Origin of the sequence: Mesorhizobium sp. M1273, from assembly GCF_040318195.1 — a bacterium.
Classification (GTDB): domain Bacteria; phylum Pseudomonadota; class Alphaproteobacteria; order Rhizobiales; family Rhizobiaceae; genus Mesorhizobium.
Window position 1 is genome coordinate 19,043 of record NZ_JAMYLV010000038.1, and the last position, 15,901, is coordinate 34,943.

Annotated in this window: 16 protein-coding genes; 14 read left to right on the forward strand and 2 right to left on the reverse strand. The window is 62.0% G+C overall.

Annotated features, from left to right (window positions below; all coding sequences use genetic code 11):
* Positions 1-126 precede the first annotated feature (126 nt).
* The 11 genes from eno (at position 127) to NKH30_RS27915 (ending at position 10,344) form a co-directional block, all read left to right on the forward strand.
* Complete coding sequence (eno, locus tag NKH30_RS27865) at positions 127-1,401, forward strand: phosphopyruvate hydratase (RefSeq protein WP_352471834.1); 1,275 nt, start codon at positions 127-129, stop codon at positions 1,399-1,401.
* Between the two features lie 134 nt (positions 1,402-1,535).
* Entirely contained in the window at positions 1,536-1,856 is a 321-nt protein-coding gene (locus NKH30_RS27870; protein WP_023675088.1) for an FtsB family cell division protein, read from the forward strand.
* A gap of 171 nt (positions 1,857-2,027) precedes the next feature.
* Complete coding sequence (pdhA, locus tag NKH30_RS27875) at positions 2,028-3,068, forward strand: pyruvate dehydrogenase (acetyl-transferring) E1 component subunit alpha (protein ID WP_502900026.1); 1,041 nt, start codon at positions 2,028-2,030, stop codon at positions 3,066-3,068.
* Positions 3,069-3,083: 15 nt separating this feature from the next.
* Positions 3,084-4,487, forward strand: coding sequence for a pyruvate dehydrogenase complex E1 component subunit beta (locus tag NKH30_RS27880; protein ID WP_352542001.1), 1,404 nt, complete (start codon positions 3,084-3,086; stop codon positions 4,485-4,487).
* Positions 4,488-4,505: 18 nt separating this feature from the next.
* Positions 4,506-5,882 (forward strand): pyruvate dehydrogenase complex dihydrolipoamide acetyltransferase, encoded by a 1,377-nt coding sequence (locus NKH30_RS27885; protein WP_352980624.1) that lies wholly within the window; start codon positions 4,506-4,508, stop codon positions 5,880-5,882.
* Positions 5,883-5,899: 17 nt separating this feature from the next.
* Complete coding sequence (locus tag NKH30_RS27890; RefSeq protein ID WP_352980625.1) at positions 5,900-6,319, forward strand: hypothetical protein; 420 nt, start codon at positions 5,900-5,902, stop codon at positions 6,317-6,319.
* Entirely contained in the window at positions 6,316-6,954 is a 639-nt protein-coding gene (locus NKH30_RS27895; protein ID WP_352980626.1) for an SGNH/GDSL hydrolase family protein, read from the forward strand. The genes NKH30_RS27890 and NKH30_RS27895 overlap by 4 nt, the downstream gene beginning before the upstream one ends.
* An 11-nt stretch (positions 6,955-6,965) precedes the next feature.
* Positions 6,966-8,411, forward strand: coding sequence for a dihydrolipoyl dehydrogenase (gene lpdA, locus NKH30_RS27900; protein WP_352997569.1), 1,446 nt, complete (start codon positions 6,966-6,968; stop codon positions 8,409-8,411).
* Positions 8,412-8,509: 98 nt separating this feature from the next.
* A complete protein-coding gene (locus NKH30_RS27905) occupies positions 8,510-8,767 on the forward strand; it encodes a GlsB/YeaQ/YmgE family stress response membrane protein (RefSeq protein ID WP_352997570.1) in 258 nt (85 codons plus the stop codon).
* Positions 8,768-8,904: 137 nt separating this feature from the next.
* Positions 8,905-9,870 (forward strand): lipoyl synthase, encoded by a 966-nt coding sequence (gene lipA, locus NKH30_RS27910; protein WP_352457494.1) that lies wholly within the window; start codon positions 8,905-8,907, stop codon positions 9,868-9,870.
* 12 nt (positions 9,871-9,882) lie between these two features.
* Positions 9,883-10,344 (forward strand): type II toxin-antitoxin system RatA family toxin, encoded by a 462-nt coding sequence (locus NKH30_RS27915; protein WP_352997571.1) that lies wholly within the window; start codon positions 9,883-9,885, stop codon positions 10,342-10,344.
* On the opposite strand, the gene NKH30_RS27920 is transcribed toward NKH30_RS27915, so the two are convergent.
* Together NKH30_RS27920 and NKH30_RS27925 are read right to left on the reverse strand one after the other, a co-directional pair.
* Positions 10,320-10,829, reverse strand: a complete 510-nt coding sequence (locus tag NKH30_RS27920) for a CinA family protein (RefSeq protein WP_352997572.1) — start codon at positions 10,827-10,829, stop codon at positions 10,320-10,322. The two genes, NKH30_RS27915 and NKH30_RS27920, sit on opposite strands and share 25 nt — an antisense overlap.
* On the reverse strand, positions 10,826-12,046 hold the full coding sequence (locus NKH30_RS27925; protein ID WP_352997573.1) for a bifunctional 2-C-methyl-D-erythritol 4-phosphate cytidylyltransferase/2-C-methyl-D-erythritol 2,4-cyclodiphosphate synthase: 1,221 nt from the start codon (positions 12,044-12,046) through the stop codon (positions 10,826-10,828). Before NKH30_RS27925 ends, NKH30_RS27920 begins: the two co-directional genes overlap by 4 nt.
* Before the next feature lie 181 nt (positions 12,047-12,227).
* Here NKH30_RS27925 and dusB point away from each other — a divergent pair, with 181 nt between their 5' ends.
* Genes dusB through ntrC form a run of 3 tightly spaced genes read left to right on the forward strand, consistent with a single transcriptional unit; the run spans position 12,228 to position 15,849 of the window.
* Positions 12,228-13,253 carry a tRNA dihydrouridine synthase DusB gene (gene dusB, locus NKH30_RS27930; protein WP_352997574.1) on the forward strand — a complete coding sequence of 342 codons (1,026 nt, stop codon included), beginning with the start codon at positions 12,228-12,230 and terminating at the stop codon, positions 13,251-13,253.
* Positions 13,250-14,392, forward strand: a complete 1,143-nt coding sequence (locus tag NKH30_RS27935) for a two-component system sensor histidine kinase NtrB (protein WP_023675075.1) — start codon at positions 13,250-13,252, stop codon at positions 14,390-14,392. The genes dusB and NKH30_RS27935 overlap by 4 nt, the downstream gene beginning before the upstream one ends.
* Positions 14,389-15,849: a nitrogen regulation protein NR(I) gene (ntrC, locus tag NKH30_RS27940; protein ID WP_254817199.1), complete on the forward strand. Its 1,461-nt coding sequence runs from the start codon at positions 14,389-14,391 to the stop codon at positions 15,847-15,849. The genes NKH30_RS27935 and ntrC overlap by 4 nt, the downstream gene beginning before the upstream one ends.
* Positions 15,850-15,901: the final 52 nt, after the last annotated feature.

Genomic DNA, 15,901 nt, shown 5'->3' on the forward strand with positions numbered 1-15,901 from the left:
TGACAGCGCTTCGTGCTTCGTGAATCCGTAGCGCACGGGCAATATTTGCAAGTGCCCCGATTGCGTTTTGCGGCGCTTTGGCTAAGAGGTGCGCGACGCTTCAATCGATCAATCGGGGACATCGCAATGACGGCCATCATCGACATTGTCGGGCGTGAAATCCTGGACAGCCGCGGAAATCCGACCGTCGAGGTCGACGTCGTGCTCGAAGACGGCTCGATGGGTCGCGCCGCGGTGCCGTCCGGCGCCTCGACCGGCGCGCATGAGGCGGTCGAACTGCGCGATGGCGGCCCCCGCTATCTCGGCAAGGGCGTGCTCACTGCGGTCGAGGCGGTGAACGGCGAGCTGTTCGAGGCGATCGGCGGCATGGAGGCAGAGAATCAGATTCATATCGACCAGACCATGATCGAGCTCGATGGTACGCCCAATAAGAGCCGGCTCGGCGCCAATGCCATCCTCGGCGTGTCGCTGGCTGTGGCCAAGGCTGCGGCCGAAGCCGCCGACCTGCCGCTCTATCGTTATGTCGGCGGCACCAAGGCCCATGTGCTGCCGGTGCCTATGATGAACATCATCAATGGCGGCGCGCATGCCGACAACCCGATCGATTTCCAGGAATTCATGATCCTGCCGATCGGCGCGCCGACGCTGCGCGACGGCGTGCGCTGGGGCTCGGAGATCTTTCATACGCTGCGAAAGAAGCTGAAGGACGCCGGCCATAACACCAATGTCGGCGACGAGGGCGGCTTTGCCCCCAACCTGAAGAGCGCGCCGGCCGCGCTCGACTTCATCATGGAATCGATCGAGCAGGCTGGCTTCAAGCCCGGCGAGGAGGTTGCGCTAGGCCTCGACTGCGCGGCGACCGAATTCTTCAAGGATGGCAACTACGTCTATGAAGGCGAGAGGAAAACCCGCGACCCGAAGGTGCAGGCCAGATATCTGGCCAAACTTGCTGCCGACTACCCGATCATCACCATTGAGGACGGCCTGGCGGAGGATGACTGGGACGGTTGGAAAATACTGACCGATCTCATCGGCAAGCAAACGCAGCTGGTTGGCGACGATCTGTTCGTCACCAACACGGCGCGGCTGCGCGACGGCATCCGCATGGGTGTCGCCAATTCGATCCTGGTCAAGGTCAACCAGATCGGCTCGCTTACCGAAACGCTCGACGCCGTCGAGACCGCGCACAAGGCCGGCTATACCGCGGTGATGTCGCACCGCTCGGGCGAGACCGAGGATTCGACCATCGCCGACCTCGCCGTTGCCACCAATTGCGGGCAGATCAAGACGGGCTCGCTGTCACGCTCGGATCGCATGGCCAAGTACAACCAGCTCATCCGCATTGAGGAGGAGCTCGGCAAGCAGGCGCGATATGCCGGCAAGTCGATCGTGAAAAGCTGATTTCGAGAGAAAATCCGTGGCGGCGAGGGCGGGGACATTCCCGCCCTTTTTTGCTTCCTGGCTCTGAATCCAACAGGCTGTAACCGTCCATTAAGCACAATCGGGCGACAAAGGCGGCGTAGAGGATTCGGACCATGTGGACACGCCAGCACAAGCAAAGAAACACCGGCCGGCTGATCATCCCCTCGCTCTGCGTGGTGTTCCTGACTTATTTCGGCTTCCACGCCTATCATGGCGAGTTCGGCATCTATTCCAAGTATCAGCTCGAAGCTGAGACTGCCGAATTGCAGGGCAGGCTCGATGCCGTCAGGGCGCGCCGGATCGATCTCGAGCGCCGCGTTCAGCTGATGCATGAGGGCACCCTGGAGAAGGACATGCTGGACGAGCAGGCGCGCAAGGCGCTTAATCTGTCCCACGCGGACGAGATCACCATCATGCTGCCGGTTGCAAGATAACCGAATTTCAGTTAATCGGTGATATTTGCAATGATTTTAATTGCTTAGATGCATGACAGCCATGCGTTTTCGGCATGGCGAAAGCCTTCCCTGCATGTTAGCCTGCCTCAAATCGGTGGGAGAACTGATCTCCCTCGCTGTCCGCCAAGAGACGCCAACAGGGAGTGATGCATGGCCACCGCCGCCAGAAAAGCGCCTGCCAAATCCAAATCAGACGGCAAGATGCCGGGCCTTTCCACCCCGAAGCCTGTTGAATTCACCAAAGACCAGGAGCTTGCCGCCTACCGGCACATGCTGCTCATCCGCCGCTTCGAGGAAAAGGCCGGCCAGCTTTACGGCATGGGCTTCATCGGCGGTTTCTGCCACCTCTACATCGGCCAGGAAGCGGTCGTTACCGGCATGAAGATGGCGCTGATCGACGGCGACCAGATGATCACCGCCTATCGCGACCATGGTCATATGCTGGCCATGGAGTTGTCACCGCGCGGCGTCATGGCCGAACTGACCGGGCGCCGTAGCGGCCTGTCGAGAGGCAAGGGCGGCTCCATGCACATGTTCTCCAAGGAGAAGCATTTTTACGGCGGCCACGGCATCGTCGGCGCGCAAGTGTCGCTCGGCACCGGCATTGCCTTTGCCAATCGCTATCGCGGCAACAACAATGTGACGCTGACCTATTTCGGCGATGGCGCGGCGAACCAGGGCCAGGTCTACGAAAGCTTCAACATGGCCTCGCTGTGGAAGCTTCCGGTGATCTACATCATCGAGAACAACCGCTACGCCATGGGCACCTCGGTTTCGCGCTCGTCGGCCGAGACGGATTTCTCGCACCGCGGCGCGTCCTTCAAGATTCCAGGCATCCAGGTCGACGGCATGGATGTGCGCGCTGTAAAGGCAGCCGGCGACCTCGCCGCCGAATGGTGCCGCGCCGGCAACGGGCCGCTCATTCTCGAAATGCAGACCTATCGTTACCGCGGCCATTCGATGTCGGATCCGGCAAAATACCGCTCCAAGGAAGAAGTGCAGAAAATGCGTTCCGAACGTGACCCGATCGAGCAGGTCAAGGCGCGGCTGCTCGATAAGAAATGGGCAAGCGAGGACGAACTCAAGGCCATCGACAAGGAAGTTCGCGACGTTGTCGCCGACGCCGCAGAATTTGCCCAGAACGACGCGGAGCCAGATCCGTCCGAGCTCTGGACCGACATCGTACTTTAACGAGAGGGCAAGGACATGCCGATCGAAATTCTCATGCCCGCCCTCTCGCCGACCATGGAAGAGGGTAATGTTTCGAAGTGGTTGAAGAAAGAAGGCGACAAGGTCGCGGCCGGTGACGCCATTGCCGAAATCGAGACCGACAAGGCAACGATGGAAGTCGAAGCCGTCGACGACGGCACGCTTGCCAAGATCGTGGTTCCTGCCGGCACCGAAGGCGTCAAGGTCAACACACTGATCGCTGTGCTGGCCGTCGATGGCGAAGACATCGACGAGGCGGGCGAAGGCATTGGCGAGGAGGCTGTCGTGTCGCAAGCGGCAGCGCCCGCGGCTGCTCCGCCCCCCGTTGCTGCTCCGGCCAAGAGCGAAGCGGCAGCACCTGTTGCCGCCGCACCCAGGCTGGAAATTGCCGCCGATCCGGACATCCCGGCCGGCACCGAAATGGTCTCGACCACGGTGCGTGAAGCGTTGCGCGACGCAATGGCTGAGGAAATGCGCCGCGACGGCGACGTCTTCGTCATGGGCGAGGAAGTCGCCGAGTACCAGGGCGCCTACAAGATCACACAAGGCCTGTTGCAGGAATTCGGTCCGCGGCGCGTAGTCGACACGCCGATCACCGAGCACGGCTTTGCCGGCGTTGGTGTTGGCGCGGCGATGGCCGGCCTGAAGCCGATCGTCGAATTCATGACCTTCAACTTCGCCATGCAGGCGATCGACCAGATCATCAATTCAGCCGCCAAGACGCTCTACATGTCCGGCGGCCAGATGGGCGCCCCGATCGTCTTTCGCGGCCCGAACGGCGCGGCTGCCCGCGTCGCCGCGCAGCATTCGCAATGCTATGCCGCCTGGTACAGCCATGTTCCCGGGTTGAAGGTGGTGATGCCCTATACCGCCGCCGACGCCAAGGGTCTGCTCAAGGCGGCGATCCGTGACCCGAACCCGGTCATCTTCCTCGAGAACGAAATCCTTTACGGCCACTCCTTCGACGTGCCGAAGATGGACGATTTCGTGCTGCCGATCGGCAAGGCGCGCATTCACAAATCCGGCAAGGACGTGACCATCGTCTCGTTCGGCATCGGCATGACCTACGTGATCAAGGCCGAGGCGGAGTTGCGCGGCATGGGCATCGATGCCGAGATAATCGACTTGCGCACAATCCGCCCGCTCGACTTCGACACGATCATCGCCTCGGTCAAAAAGACCAATCGCCTGGTAGTGGTCGAGGAAGGCTTTCCGCAGAACTCGGTCGGCGACCATGTCGCCAATCAGGTCTCGCAGCGCGCCTTCGATTTCCTAGATGCACCGGTCATTACAATTGCCGGCAAGGACGTGCCGATGCCCTATGCGGCGAACCTCGAAAAGCTGGCGCTGCCCAATGTCGGCGAGGTCGTCGAGGCGGTCAAAGCCGTCACGTATCGCTGAGCAGGGCGGGAGGACAAAATGCCGATCAACATCACCATGCCGGCGCTGTCGCCCACAATGGAAGAGGGCAATCTTTCCAAGTGGCTGGTCAAGGAAGGCGATAAGGTTTCGCCCGGCGACGTGATTGCCGAGATCGAGACCGACAAGGCGACGATGGAAGTCGAGGCCGTCGACGAAGGCACGGTCGCCAAGCTGGTGGTTCCGGCCGGCACAGAAGGCGTCAAGGTCAATGCGCTGATCGCGGTGCTGGCTGCCGAGGGCGAGGATGCTGCTTCTGCCGCCAAAAGCGGTGATGGCGCTGCGCCGGCCAAGGCTGAGGCTCCGAAAGCGGAAGCCCCCAAAGCTGAAACATCAAAGCCCGAAGCGTCGAAGCAGGAGCCTGCCGCACCTGCGCCTAAGGCGGAAGCGGTGCCGGTCGCCAACGGCCACGCAAGCGGTGAGCGCATCTTCGTGTCGCCGCTGGCCCGGCGCATCGCCAGGGAAGCCGGTGTCGATGTGTCGGCGGTGACGGGCTCCGGCCCGCATGGTCGCGTGGTCAAGGCCGATGTCGAGGTCGCAATTTCCAGTGGCGGCGCCAAGGCAGCGCCAGCAGCAAAAGCAGCGCCCGCCGGCGCTCCGGCACCTGCGGCCGCAGCACCCAAGGCGATGTCGGACGAGCAGGTGCTCAAACTGTTTGCCGAAGGCTCCTACGAACTGATCCCGCACGACAATATGCGCAAGACCATTGCGAGGCGGCTGGTCGAAGCCAAGACCACCATCCCGCATTTCTATCTGACGCTCGACTGCGAGCTCGACGCACTTCTGGCCCTGCGCACGCAGATCAATGCGGCCGCGCCGGTGAAGAAGACCGAGAAGGGCGAAACGCCGGCGTACAAGCTGTCGGTCAACGACATGGTCATCAAGGCTCTTGCCATGGCGCTGATGGCGGTTCCGGATGCCAATGCGTCGTGGACAGAAAACGCCATGATCAAGCACAAGCACGCCGATGTCGGCGTTGCCGTATCGATCCCCGGCGGCCTGATCACCCCGATCATCCGGCGTGCTGACGAAAAGACGCTGTCCGTCATCTCCAACGAGATGAAGGATCTTGCCGGCCGCGCCCGCAGCCGCAAGCTGAAGCCGGAAGAATATCAGGGCGGCACCACGGCGGTGTCCAATCTCGGCATGTTCGGCATCAAGGATTTTTCTGCCGTCATCAACCCGCCGCATGCGACGATCCTTGCGGTCGGCGCCGGCGAGCAACGCGCAGTGGTCAAGAACGGCGAGATCAAGATCGCCACGATCATGTCGGTGACGCTGTCGACCGATCACCGCGCAGTCGACGGTGCGCTCGGCGCCGAGCTGCTCGTCGCCTTCAAACGCATGGTCGAAAACCCGATGGGCATGCTGGTTTAAGAGAGGGGAACAGGGCGGTGCGGAAATTCTTCACCAGCCTTTTTGCCTTCTTTCTTTCCGGTTTGGCCGGCGGATTGGTGGTGCAGTGGCTCGCCGTCGCCACCAATGCCGACGTGGAGTACATCCTTGTATCCATGATCTCGGCTCTCGTCACCATCCTCGTGACGGTCGCGTTCTTCATCGCACAATTCATGTCGGACCCACGACGGGCAACAAAGCTGACGGCGACCATAGGGGTAGCGTTTTTTGTGCTCGTTGGAGTTTCCCTGATCGGCTGGACTTTCTCCCAGCCCCCAGGCAAGAGCCAGTGGTCGGGCGATCTTCCCGTAGTCGCCGGTCTCGTCCTGCCGGGCATCGCTACGGTGCTGGTCCAGTGGCTGTTCGTGCGCTGGCGACTAGCGCGCTCGCAACCAGGTTTCGCCGGGACAGGCACATGAAGACGGTCCTCTGCTACGGCGATTCGCTTACCTGGGGCTATGACGCGGCAAACCTCGGCCGGCATCCGCTGGAAGATCGCTGGCCGAGCGTGCTGCAGGCAGCATTGGGCAGCGGCGTCGAGGTCATCGCCGAAGGCCTGAATGGCCGAACCACCGCCTTCGACGATCACTTGGCCGGGGCGGACCGCAATGGCGCAAGGCTGTTGCCAACAATCCTGACGACGCACGCACCGATCAACTTGATCGTCATCATGCTCGGCGCCAACGATATGAAGCCGTGGATTCATGGTAATCCGGTCGCGGCCAAGCAAGGCATGCAACGCCTGATCGATATCGTGCGCGGTCACGATTACCCGTTCGATTGGCCGGCTCCGCAGATCCTGATCGTCGCGCCGCCCGTAGTCAGCCGCACGGAAAACGCCGAGTTCAAGGAAATGTTCGCCGGCGGCGATGACGCGTCAAAGCGGCTGGCGCCGCAATATTCCGCCCTTGCCGACGAGGCCGGCTGCGGCTTCTTCGATGCCGGCACGGTAGCCAAAACCACGCCGCTCGACGGCGTCCACCTCGACGCAGAAAACACGCGGAACGTCGGGCAAGCGCTGGCGCCGCTCGTGCGCCTCATGTTGGAATTGTGAAGGAGAAAGCCGTGGCTGAGAACTACGACGTCATCATCATCGGCTCCGGCCCCGGCGGTTATGTCACTGCAGTGCGTTCGGCCCAGCTTGGCTTCAAGACGGCGATCGTCGAGCGCGAGCACTTGGGCGGCATCTGCCTCAACTGGGGCTGCATTCCGACCAAAGCGCTGCTGCGCTCCGCCGAGATCATGCACTATTCGGATCATCTGAAGGACTACGGCCTGAAGATCGATGGCAAGGTCAGCGTCGACACAGCCGCCGTCGTCGATCGCTCGCGAAAGGTCTCGCTGCGGCTCAACGGCGGCGTCGGCTTCCTGATGAAGAAGAACAAGGTCGACGTCATCTGGGGCGAAGCCAAGCTGACCAAACCTGGCGAGATCGTCGTGTCGAAATCGTCGAAGAAGCCGATGGAGCCGCAGCCGCCGGCGCCCAAGGGCGTCAAGGGCGAGGGCACCTACAGCGCCAAGCACATCATCCTGGCGACCGGAGCCAGGCCGCGCGCATTGCCCGGCATCGAGCCGGACGGCAAGTTGATCTGGACCTATTTCGAGGCGATGGTGCCGAAAGAGATGCCGAAATCGCTGCTGGTGATGGGCTCGGGCGCCATCGGCATCGAGTTCGCCTCGTTCTACCGCACCATGGGCGCCGAGGTGACGGTGGTCGAACTGCTGCCGGCTGTGATGCCGGTCGAGGACGCCGAGGTCTCGAAATTCGCGCAGAAGCAGTTCGAGAAGCAGGGCATGAAGATCATCCTAGAAGCCAAGGTGACCAAGGTCGAGAAGGGCACTAACTCGGTCACCGCGCATGTCGAGATGAAGGACGGCAAGGTCGAGAAGATCACCGCCGATCGTATGATCTCGGCCGTCGGCGTACAGGGTAACATCGAAAACCTCGGCCTCGAGACGCTCGGCGTGAAGACGGACCGCGGTTGCGTCGTTGTCGACGGCTACGGCAAGACCAATGTGCCGGGCGTCTACGCCATCGGCGACGTTGCCGGACCGCCGATGCTCGCCCACAAGGCCGAGCATGAGGGCGTGGTCTGTGTGGAAAAGATCGCCAATTTCCCCGGCGTGCATGCCATCGACAAGCTGAAGATCCCGGGCTGCACCTATTGCAATCCGCAAGTCGCCTCGGTCGGACTGACGGAAGCCAAAGCGAAAGCCGATGGCAAGGACATCCGCGTCGGCCGCTTCCAGTTCGCCGCAAACGGCAAGGCGATTGCGCTGGGCGAGGACCAAGGCTTCGTCAAGACCATTTTCGACAAGAAGACCGGCCAGTTGCTGGGTGCCCACATGGTCGGCGCAGAAGTAACCGAACTGATCCAGGGCTTCGTCGTGGCGATGAATCTGGAGACGACCGAGGAAGAGCTGATGCACACGATCTTCCCGCACCCGACGCTGTCGGAGATGATGAAGGAGAGTGTACTCGACGCCTATGGCCGCGCACTGAATGCATGATAAATTAGTTGGGCGAGTCTCACACAGAAGACACAAAGGAACTCGACGGCAGAGCAATTCGTTTCGCAGGCATCATCCGTCATACAAGGAGAGGGCATATGGAAATGAACGGCGTGGGCTGGGTTGCAGCCATCATCATCGGCGGCCTGGCGGGATGGCTCGCCGAGATGGTCATGAAGAGCAATACCGGCATCCTCATGAACATCGTTCTCGGCATTGTCGGCGCAATCGTGTTGAATGCCATCTTGCAGGCCCTGAACATCGGCGTCTTCGGCGTCGGCTGGATAGCCTATCTGATCACCGGCTTCATCGGTGCCTGCATTCTGATTGCGGTCGGACGACTGGTGCGCCGCTAACCTCTGTCGGCACTTGCTATGCGAAAAAGGCCACCGCGGCATGCGTGATCGCGGCCTTTTTCTTTTCGCCGAAAAGTCCTAGATGACGTGGGTAGAGCGAGCGCTGGACAAGCGCTTGCCAATGAGCCGGGTTTCACATGGTCACCGTCCTCGACACGATTGCCAATGCGCCGCGCCTGCGGCATCCCGAAAAGGCGCACAAGCCGGATCAGGACGTACTGCGCAAGCCTGACTGGATCCGCGTCAAGGCGCCGATGTCGAAAGGCTATGCCGAGACGCGCGAAATCGTGAAGTCTCACAAACTGGTGACGGTTTGCGAAGAGGCGGGCTGCCCCAATATCGGCGAGTGCTGGGAGAAGAAGCACGCCACCTTCATGATCATGGGCGAGATCTGCACGCGGGCCTGCGCCTTTTGCAATGTCGCCACCGGCATCCCGACCGCACTCGATCCCGACGAGCCGGCGCGCGTCGCGCATGCGGTCAAGCAAATGGGCTTGAGCCATGTCGTCATCACTTCCGTCGATCGCGACGATCTCGCCGACGGCGGGGCCCAGCATTTTGCCGATGTCATCCGTGCGATCAGGGCAGCGACCCCATCGACGACGATCGAAATCCTGACGCCCGACTTCCTGCGCAAGGACGGTGCGCTGGAGATCGTCGTGGCGGCCAAGCCGGACGTTTTCAACCATAATCTCGAGACCGTGCCGTCGAACTATCTGACTGTTCGGCCGGGTGCGCGCTATTTCCACTCGATCAGGCTCTTGCAGCGGGTCAAGGAACTCGACCCCTCGATCTTCACCAAGTCCGGCATCATGGTCGGCCTTGGCGAGGAGCGGAACGAAATCCTGCAGCTGATGGACGATTTGCGTTCGGCCAATGTCGACTTCATGACCATCGGCCAATATCTGCAGCCGTCGAAGAAGCACCATCCGGTGATCCGCTTCGTCACGCCGGAGGAATTCAAGTCCTTTGAGACGATCGGCAGGACCAAGGGCTTCCTGCTGGTAGCGTCGAGCCCGCTGACGCGCTCGTCGCACCATGCCGGGGACGACTTTGCCAGGTTGCGCGCGGCGCGCGAAGCGTTTCTCAGGAAGTCCGCCTAACACACTGGTTTCATGCCACAATTCGAAGCTCATCGCCGCGTTGCGCATACGCCGGAGCAGATGTTCGCTCTGGTCGCCGATGTCGAATCCTATCCGCAATTCCTGCCGCTTTGCGAGGCACTGACGGTTCGCTCACGCAAGGAACGCGACGGGCGCACCTTGCTCATCGCCGACATGAGCATCGGCTACAAGGCGATCCGCGAGACCTTTACCACGCAGGTGCTGCTGAAGCCGGACGAGAACGCCATCGATGTCAAATACATCGACGGCCCGTTCAAATATCTGAGCAATGTCTGGCGCTTCGACCCGGCGGACGGCGGCGGTTGCAACGTCTGCTTCTTTATCGACTACGAGTTCAAGAGCCGCATTTTGGGTGCGTTGATGGGAACCATGTTCGACCGCGCCTTCCGCATGTTCTCCGAGGCGTTCGAGAAACGGGCCGAAATCATCTACGGCGCGCCATCGACGGCCTGATCCGCAGCGAGCGCGCGCAGACCCAGTTCAAGCGCATGACGGACCGTCTCCCTGCGGATGTAATCGCGGCCCTTGTCGGCGAACAGCTGGCATTCGCTGACTACCGGCCGGCCAGCCACGGCAACGCCGAACCAGACCAGGCCGACAGGTTTTTCCGGAGAGCCGCCGTCCGGACCGGCGATGCCGGTCACCGCCAGGGCGAGCCCGGCCGGCGAATGCGCCAAGGCTCCGGCCGCCATCTCCACCGCAGTCTCGCGCGAGACCGCGCCGTGCGCCTCGAGCGTAGCGGCCGAGACGCCGAGCATCTCGGTCTTGGCCTGGTTGGAATAGGTGATGAAGCCGCGATCGACCACCGCGGAAGAGCCGGCGATGTCGGTCAGCGCGGCGATGATCATGCCGCCGGTGCAGCTCTCCGCCGTCGCCAGCATCATGCCGCGCTGCTGGCAGGCCTTAAGCAGGGCATCTGCGAGACCGCTATTGCTCATTCAGGGACATCCCCTGGAAACACAACGCTGGCAGTCGCGATGGCCGCTATGCCTTCCTCACGGCCGACGAAGCCGAGCTTCTCATTGGTTGTCGCCTTGATCGAGATGCGATCGCGCGAAATTCGCAGCATTGCCGAAAGCGCTTCGGTCATGGCCTCGCGATGCGGGCCGACGCGCGGCGCCTCGCAGATCAGGGTGATATCGGCGTTGGCGATGCGTCCGCCGCGCGCGCGCACCAGCTTCACCGCGTGTTCGACGAAGATGCGTGAAGCGGCCCCTTTCCACTGCGGGTCGGAGGGCGGGAAATGCGTGCCGATGTCACCGGCGCCGCAGGTGGCCAGCAGGGCGTCGGTCAAGGCATGGAGACCGACATCGGCATCCGAATGGCCGGACAACTTCTTGCCGTGCGGAATAGCTACACCGCACAGTGTGACATGGTCGCCGGGCACGAACGCATGGACGTCATAGCCATTGCCGGTTCGGATGTCGGGAAAACGCGGGGCGCTGGAAAGCCGCTGATCCGCCATTGCAATATCCCGTGCCCAGGTCAGTTTGACGTTGTCCGGCGAGCCGGGAACGATCTTCACCGGAATATGCGCCCATTCGGCGATTGCCGCATCGTCGGTGAAATCCGCTTTGCCCAGATGATGAGCCTTTTCGTGCGCAGCCAGGATCGGCCAGAACGGAAAGCCTTGCGGTGTCTGTGCGGCATGAAGCCCGGCCCTGGACACGGTTTCGCCGATCATGCCTTCGGCCGTTTCGCGCTTGAGCGTATCGGCAACCGGCAAGGCAGGCAGTGCCCCCTGGCGCTCGCCAATGGCGGCGATCGTGCGGTCTATCAGTTCCGCATCGACAAACGGCCGGGCCGCATCATGGATCAAGACCCGGCCCGGCGCATTGCTTCTCAACGCCAGCAGTCCAAGGCGGACGGACTCCTGCCGTGACGTACCGCCGGTCACCGCGACGACACGGTCGGCGTTCGCACCGGCCGCACGGCGGAAAAGCGCGCCGTCGTCGGCATGGATAGCAACGACGACAGGTCCAATCTTCGGATGCGTCAGAAAGGCGCCGAGCGTGCGTGCGATAACGGCGCCGCCGCCGATTTGCTGGTACTGCTTCGGCCCCTTGGCCTGTCCGGCGCGCGCGCCGCGGCCGGCAGCAACGATGACCACGGCGACCTTGTCGTCCGCAGCTTGCTTTTCGCTCGCATCTCTCATGCCGAGACGCTTAACGCATGATCCCGAAAAGTGGTATCGCTTTTGGAAGACCCAGGATTGATGCGGTGCGGCGATCCGTATTTTTCCCAAATGCGCCTTAATGTCACGACATTGCGCGTTGCACATTGCCGCCGTTCTGGCTAGAGAATGTGCAGCAACCGAAGGTGCTTGGTTTTTGTGCATGCCTGATGTGACCAAATTGGCTTCGCCGCTGGATGTGGGTGGCGTGAGAATCCGCAATCGCGTATTTCTCGCGCCCATGTCGGGCATCACCGACGAACCGTTCCGGCAACGCGCCCATGCGCATGGCGCCGGGCTGGTCGTATCGGAAATGGTGGCGAGCGGCGAGCTTGCAAAGGGCAGGGCTGGCTCGGGCCTGCGCATCCGTCATTCCGGGCTGCCTGTCCACATGGTCCAGCTTGCCGGCCGCGAGGCGATGCACATGGCCGAGGGCGCGCGAATCGCGGTCGGCGAAGGCGCCGACATCATCGACATCAACATGGGCTGTCCGGCCAAAAAGGTGACGGGCGGCTATGCCGGTTCGGCACTGATGCGAGACCTCGACCACGCGCTGTCGCTGATCGAAGCGGTAGTCGGCGCGGTCGACGTGCCGGTCACGGTCAAAATGCGGCTCGGCTGGGACGAAGGCGCGCTCAACGCGCCGATGCTGGCGCGACGCGCCGAGCAGGCCGGGGTGATGATGGTGACGGTGCATGGCCGCACACGTTGCCAGTTCTATCAGGGCACGGCCGACTGGCGTGCCATCGCACGCGTCAAGCAGGCCGTCTCGATCCCTGTGGTTGCCAATGGCGATGTCGGCTCGCCGGCAGAGGCTGCGTCGATCCTTGACCAATCCGGCGCCGACGCGGTGATGATCGGCCGTGCGCACTATGGCGCGCCGTGGACCGCCGGCAGCATTGTAGCGGCCGCGCTGGCCGAGCCAGTATCCGGCATGCCGGAAAGCCCGCAAGCGCTGACCGATTACGTCATTGCCCATTACGAAGACATGCTGACGCTCTATGGCGTGGAAAGCGGATTGCGCCAGGCGCGCAAGCATCTCGGCTGGTATCTCGACCGCCACGCCGCCACAAGCGACGACCGGCGCAAGGCCATACTCACGTCTTTCGAGCCTGGGCGCGTCATTTCCTTGCTGCGCGACGTATTTTCAAGCGCTCCCGAAGCAGCGAACCTGCGGAGTGCGGCATGAACGCCACCGTCACACAGAGCACGGATATGGCGGACGCCGCGCATATTGTGCTCAACACCATTCGTCGGCCGGTGATCATGGTCGATCCGCAAGGCTTCATCACCTTCGCCAATGCCGATGCCGAGGATTTTTTCCGTTCGAGCGCCACGATGCTCGCCCGCAACACGCTGCACAAGCTCATTCCTTTCGGCAGCCCGCTGCTGACGCTTGTCGACCAGGTGCGCGAGCGCCGGGCGCCAGTCAACGAATACCGGGTGGACGTGTCGTCGCCGCGGCTCGGCATCGAGAAGGTGGTCGATCTCTACGTCGCGCCTGTGACGGAATTTCCAGGCTCCGTCGTGGTAATGTTCCAGGAACGCTCAATGGCCGACAAGATCGACCGGCAGATGACGCATCGCGGTGCGGCGCGCTCGGTTACCGGCCTTGCCGCGATGCTTGCCCATGAGATCAAGAACCCGCTGTCCGGCATTCGTGGTGCCGCGCAGCTGCTTGAACTGTCGGCGTCCGACGAGGATCGCGCACTGACCAGGCTGATCACCGACGAGACCGACCGCATTGTCTCGCTGGTCGACCGCATGGAGGTGTTTTCGGACGAGCGGCCGATCGACCGCTACCCTGTCAACATCCATGTCGTGCTCGACCATGTCAAGGCAATCGCCAAGAACGGTTTTGCCAAGCGGATCAAGATATTGGAGGATTATGATCCATCATTGCCTCCGGTTTTTGCCAATCGCGACCAGCTCATCCAGGTCTTCCTCAATCTGGTAAAAAATGCCGCCGAGGCGATCGGCAGCGATCCACAGGGCGAGATCATGCTGTCGACCGCCTTCCGCCCGGGCATTCGCGTTTCTGTGCCCGGAACGCAGGACCGCGTGTCGCTGCCATTGGAATTCTGCGTGCGTGACAACGGTTCGGGTGTCTCCGAAGATATCCTGCCGATCCTGTTCGATCCCTTCATCACCACCAAGCCGAACGGCTCCGGTCTCGGTCTGGCGCTGGTCGCAAAGATCGTCGGCGAGCATGGCGGCATCATTGAATGCGAATCGACGCCGCGCGGGACCACCTTCCGTATCCTGATGCCGGCATGGAAAGAAACCCAGTTTGGCACCGACGACGACGGTGAAGGAGACCGCAAATGACCGTTCGCGGCAATATTCTCGTCGCTGACGACGATGCGGCCATCCGCACAGTCCTCAACCAGGCGCTTTCGCGCGTCGGTCACGACGTGCGCGTCACCTCCAATGCCTCGACGCTGTGGCGCTGGGTGGCGGCGGGCGAGGGCGATCTGGTCATCACCGACGTTGTCATGCCCGACGAGAACGCCTTCGACATGCTGCCGCGCATCAAGAAGGCGCGACCGGAACTGCCGGTCATCGTCATGAGTGCGCAGAACACGTTCATGACCGCGATCCGGGCCTCCGAAACCGGAGCCTATGAATATCTGCCGAAACCGTTCGACCTGACGGAACTGCTCAACATCGTCAACCGCGCGCTTTCCGAGCCGCGGCGGCCCAAGATCGATACGCGTGCCGACGAGCCGCCTGAAACGATGCCGCTGGTCGGCCGCTCGGCGGCCATGCAGGACATCTACCGCATGCTGGCGCGCATGATGCAGACCGACCTGACGGTGATGATCTCGGGCGAATCGGGTACCGGCAAGGAACTGGTGGCGCGCGCGCTGCATGAATATGGCCGTCGTCGTGGTGGCCCCTTCGTCGCCATCAACATGGCGGCGATCCCACGCGACCTGATCGAATCGGAACTATTCGGGCACGAGAAGGGCGCCTTTACTGGCGCACAGAACCGCTCCACTGGCCGTTTCGAGCAGGCCGAAGGCGGCACGCTCTTCCTCGACGAGATCGGCGACATGCCGATGGAAGCGCAGACGCGGCTGCTGCGTGTGCTGCAGCAGGGCGAATACACCACGGTCGGCGGCCGCACGCCGATCAAGACCGACGTGCGCATCGTGGCTGCCACCAACAAGGACCTGCGCACGCTGATCAATCAGGGGCTTTTCCGCGAGGACCTGTTCTACCGCTTGAACGTTGTGCCGCTTAGGCTGCCGGCGCTGCGCGAGCGCTCGGAGGACATTCCGGACCTCGTCCGCCACTTCTTCAAGCTCGGCGTCAGTGAAGGCTTGCAGACCAAGCGCATTTCCACCGGCGGCATCGAGCTGATGAAGCGCTACCCATGGCCCGGTAATGTGCGCGAACTCGAAAATCTCATCCGCAGGCTGGCCGCACTGTATTCGCAGGACGAGATCTCCGCGGAGATCATCGAGGCGGAGTTGAAGACCGGCGAAAGGCCTGTCGTTCCAGGTGGCGGCAACCTCATTCCCGACGACCTTTCCATCGGCCAGGCGGTGGAGCATTTCCTGCAACGCTATTTTGCCTCGTTTGCCGGCGACTTGCCCCCGGCCGGGCTCTATCAGCGAATCCTCTCCGAGGTCGAATATCCGCTGGTCCTCGCCTCGATGACCGCAACGCGCGGTAACCAGATCAAGGCTGCGGAATTGCTGGGGCTCAACCGCAACACGCTGCGCAAGAAGATTCGCGAACTCGGCGTCAACGTCTACAAGTCGTCCAGGCAGGTCTAGACGATCCCTTTAAGAGCGCTTTCCAGGGGATCGATTGCCGAAAGATTTCCGT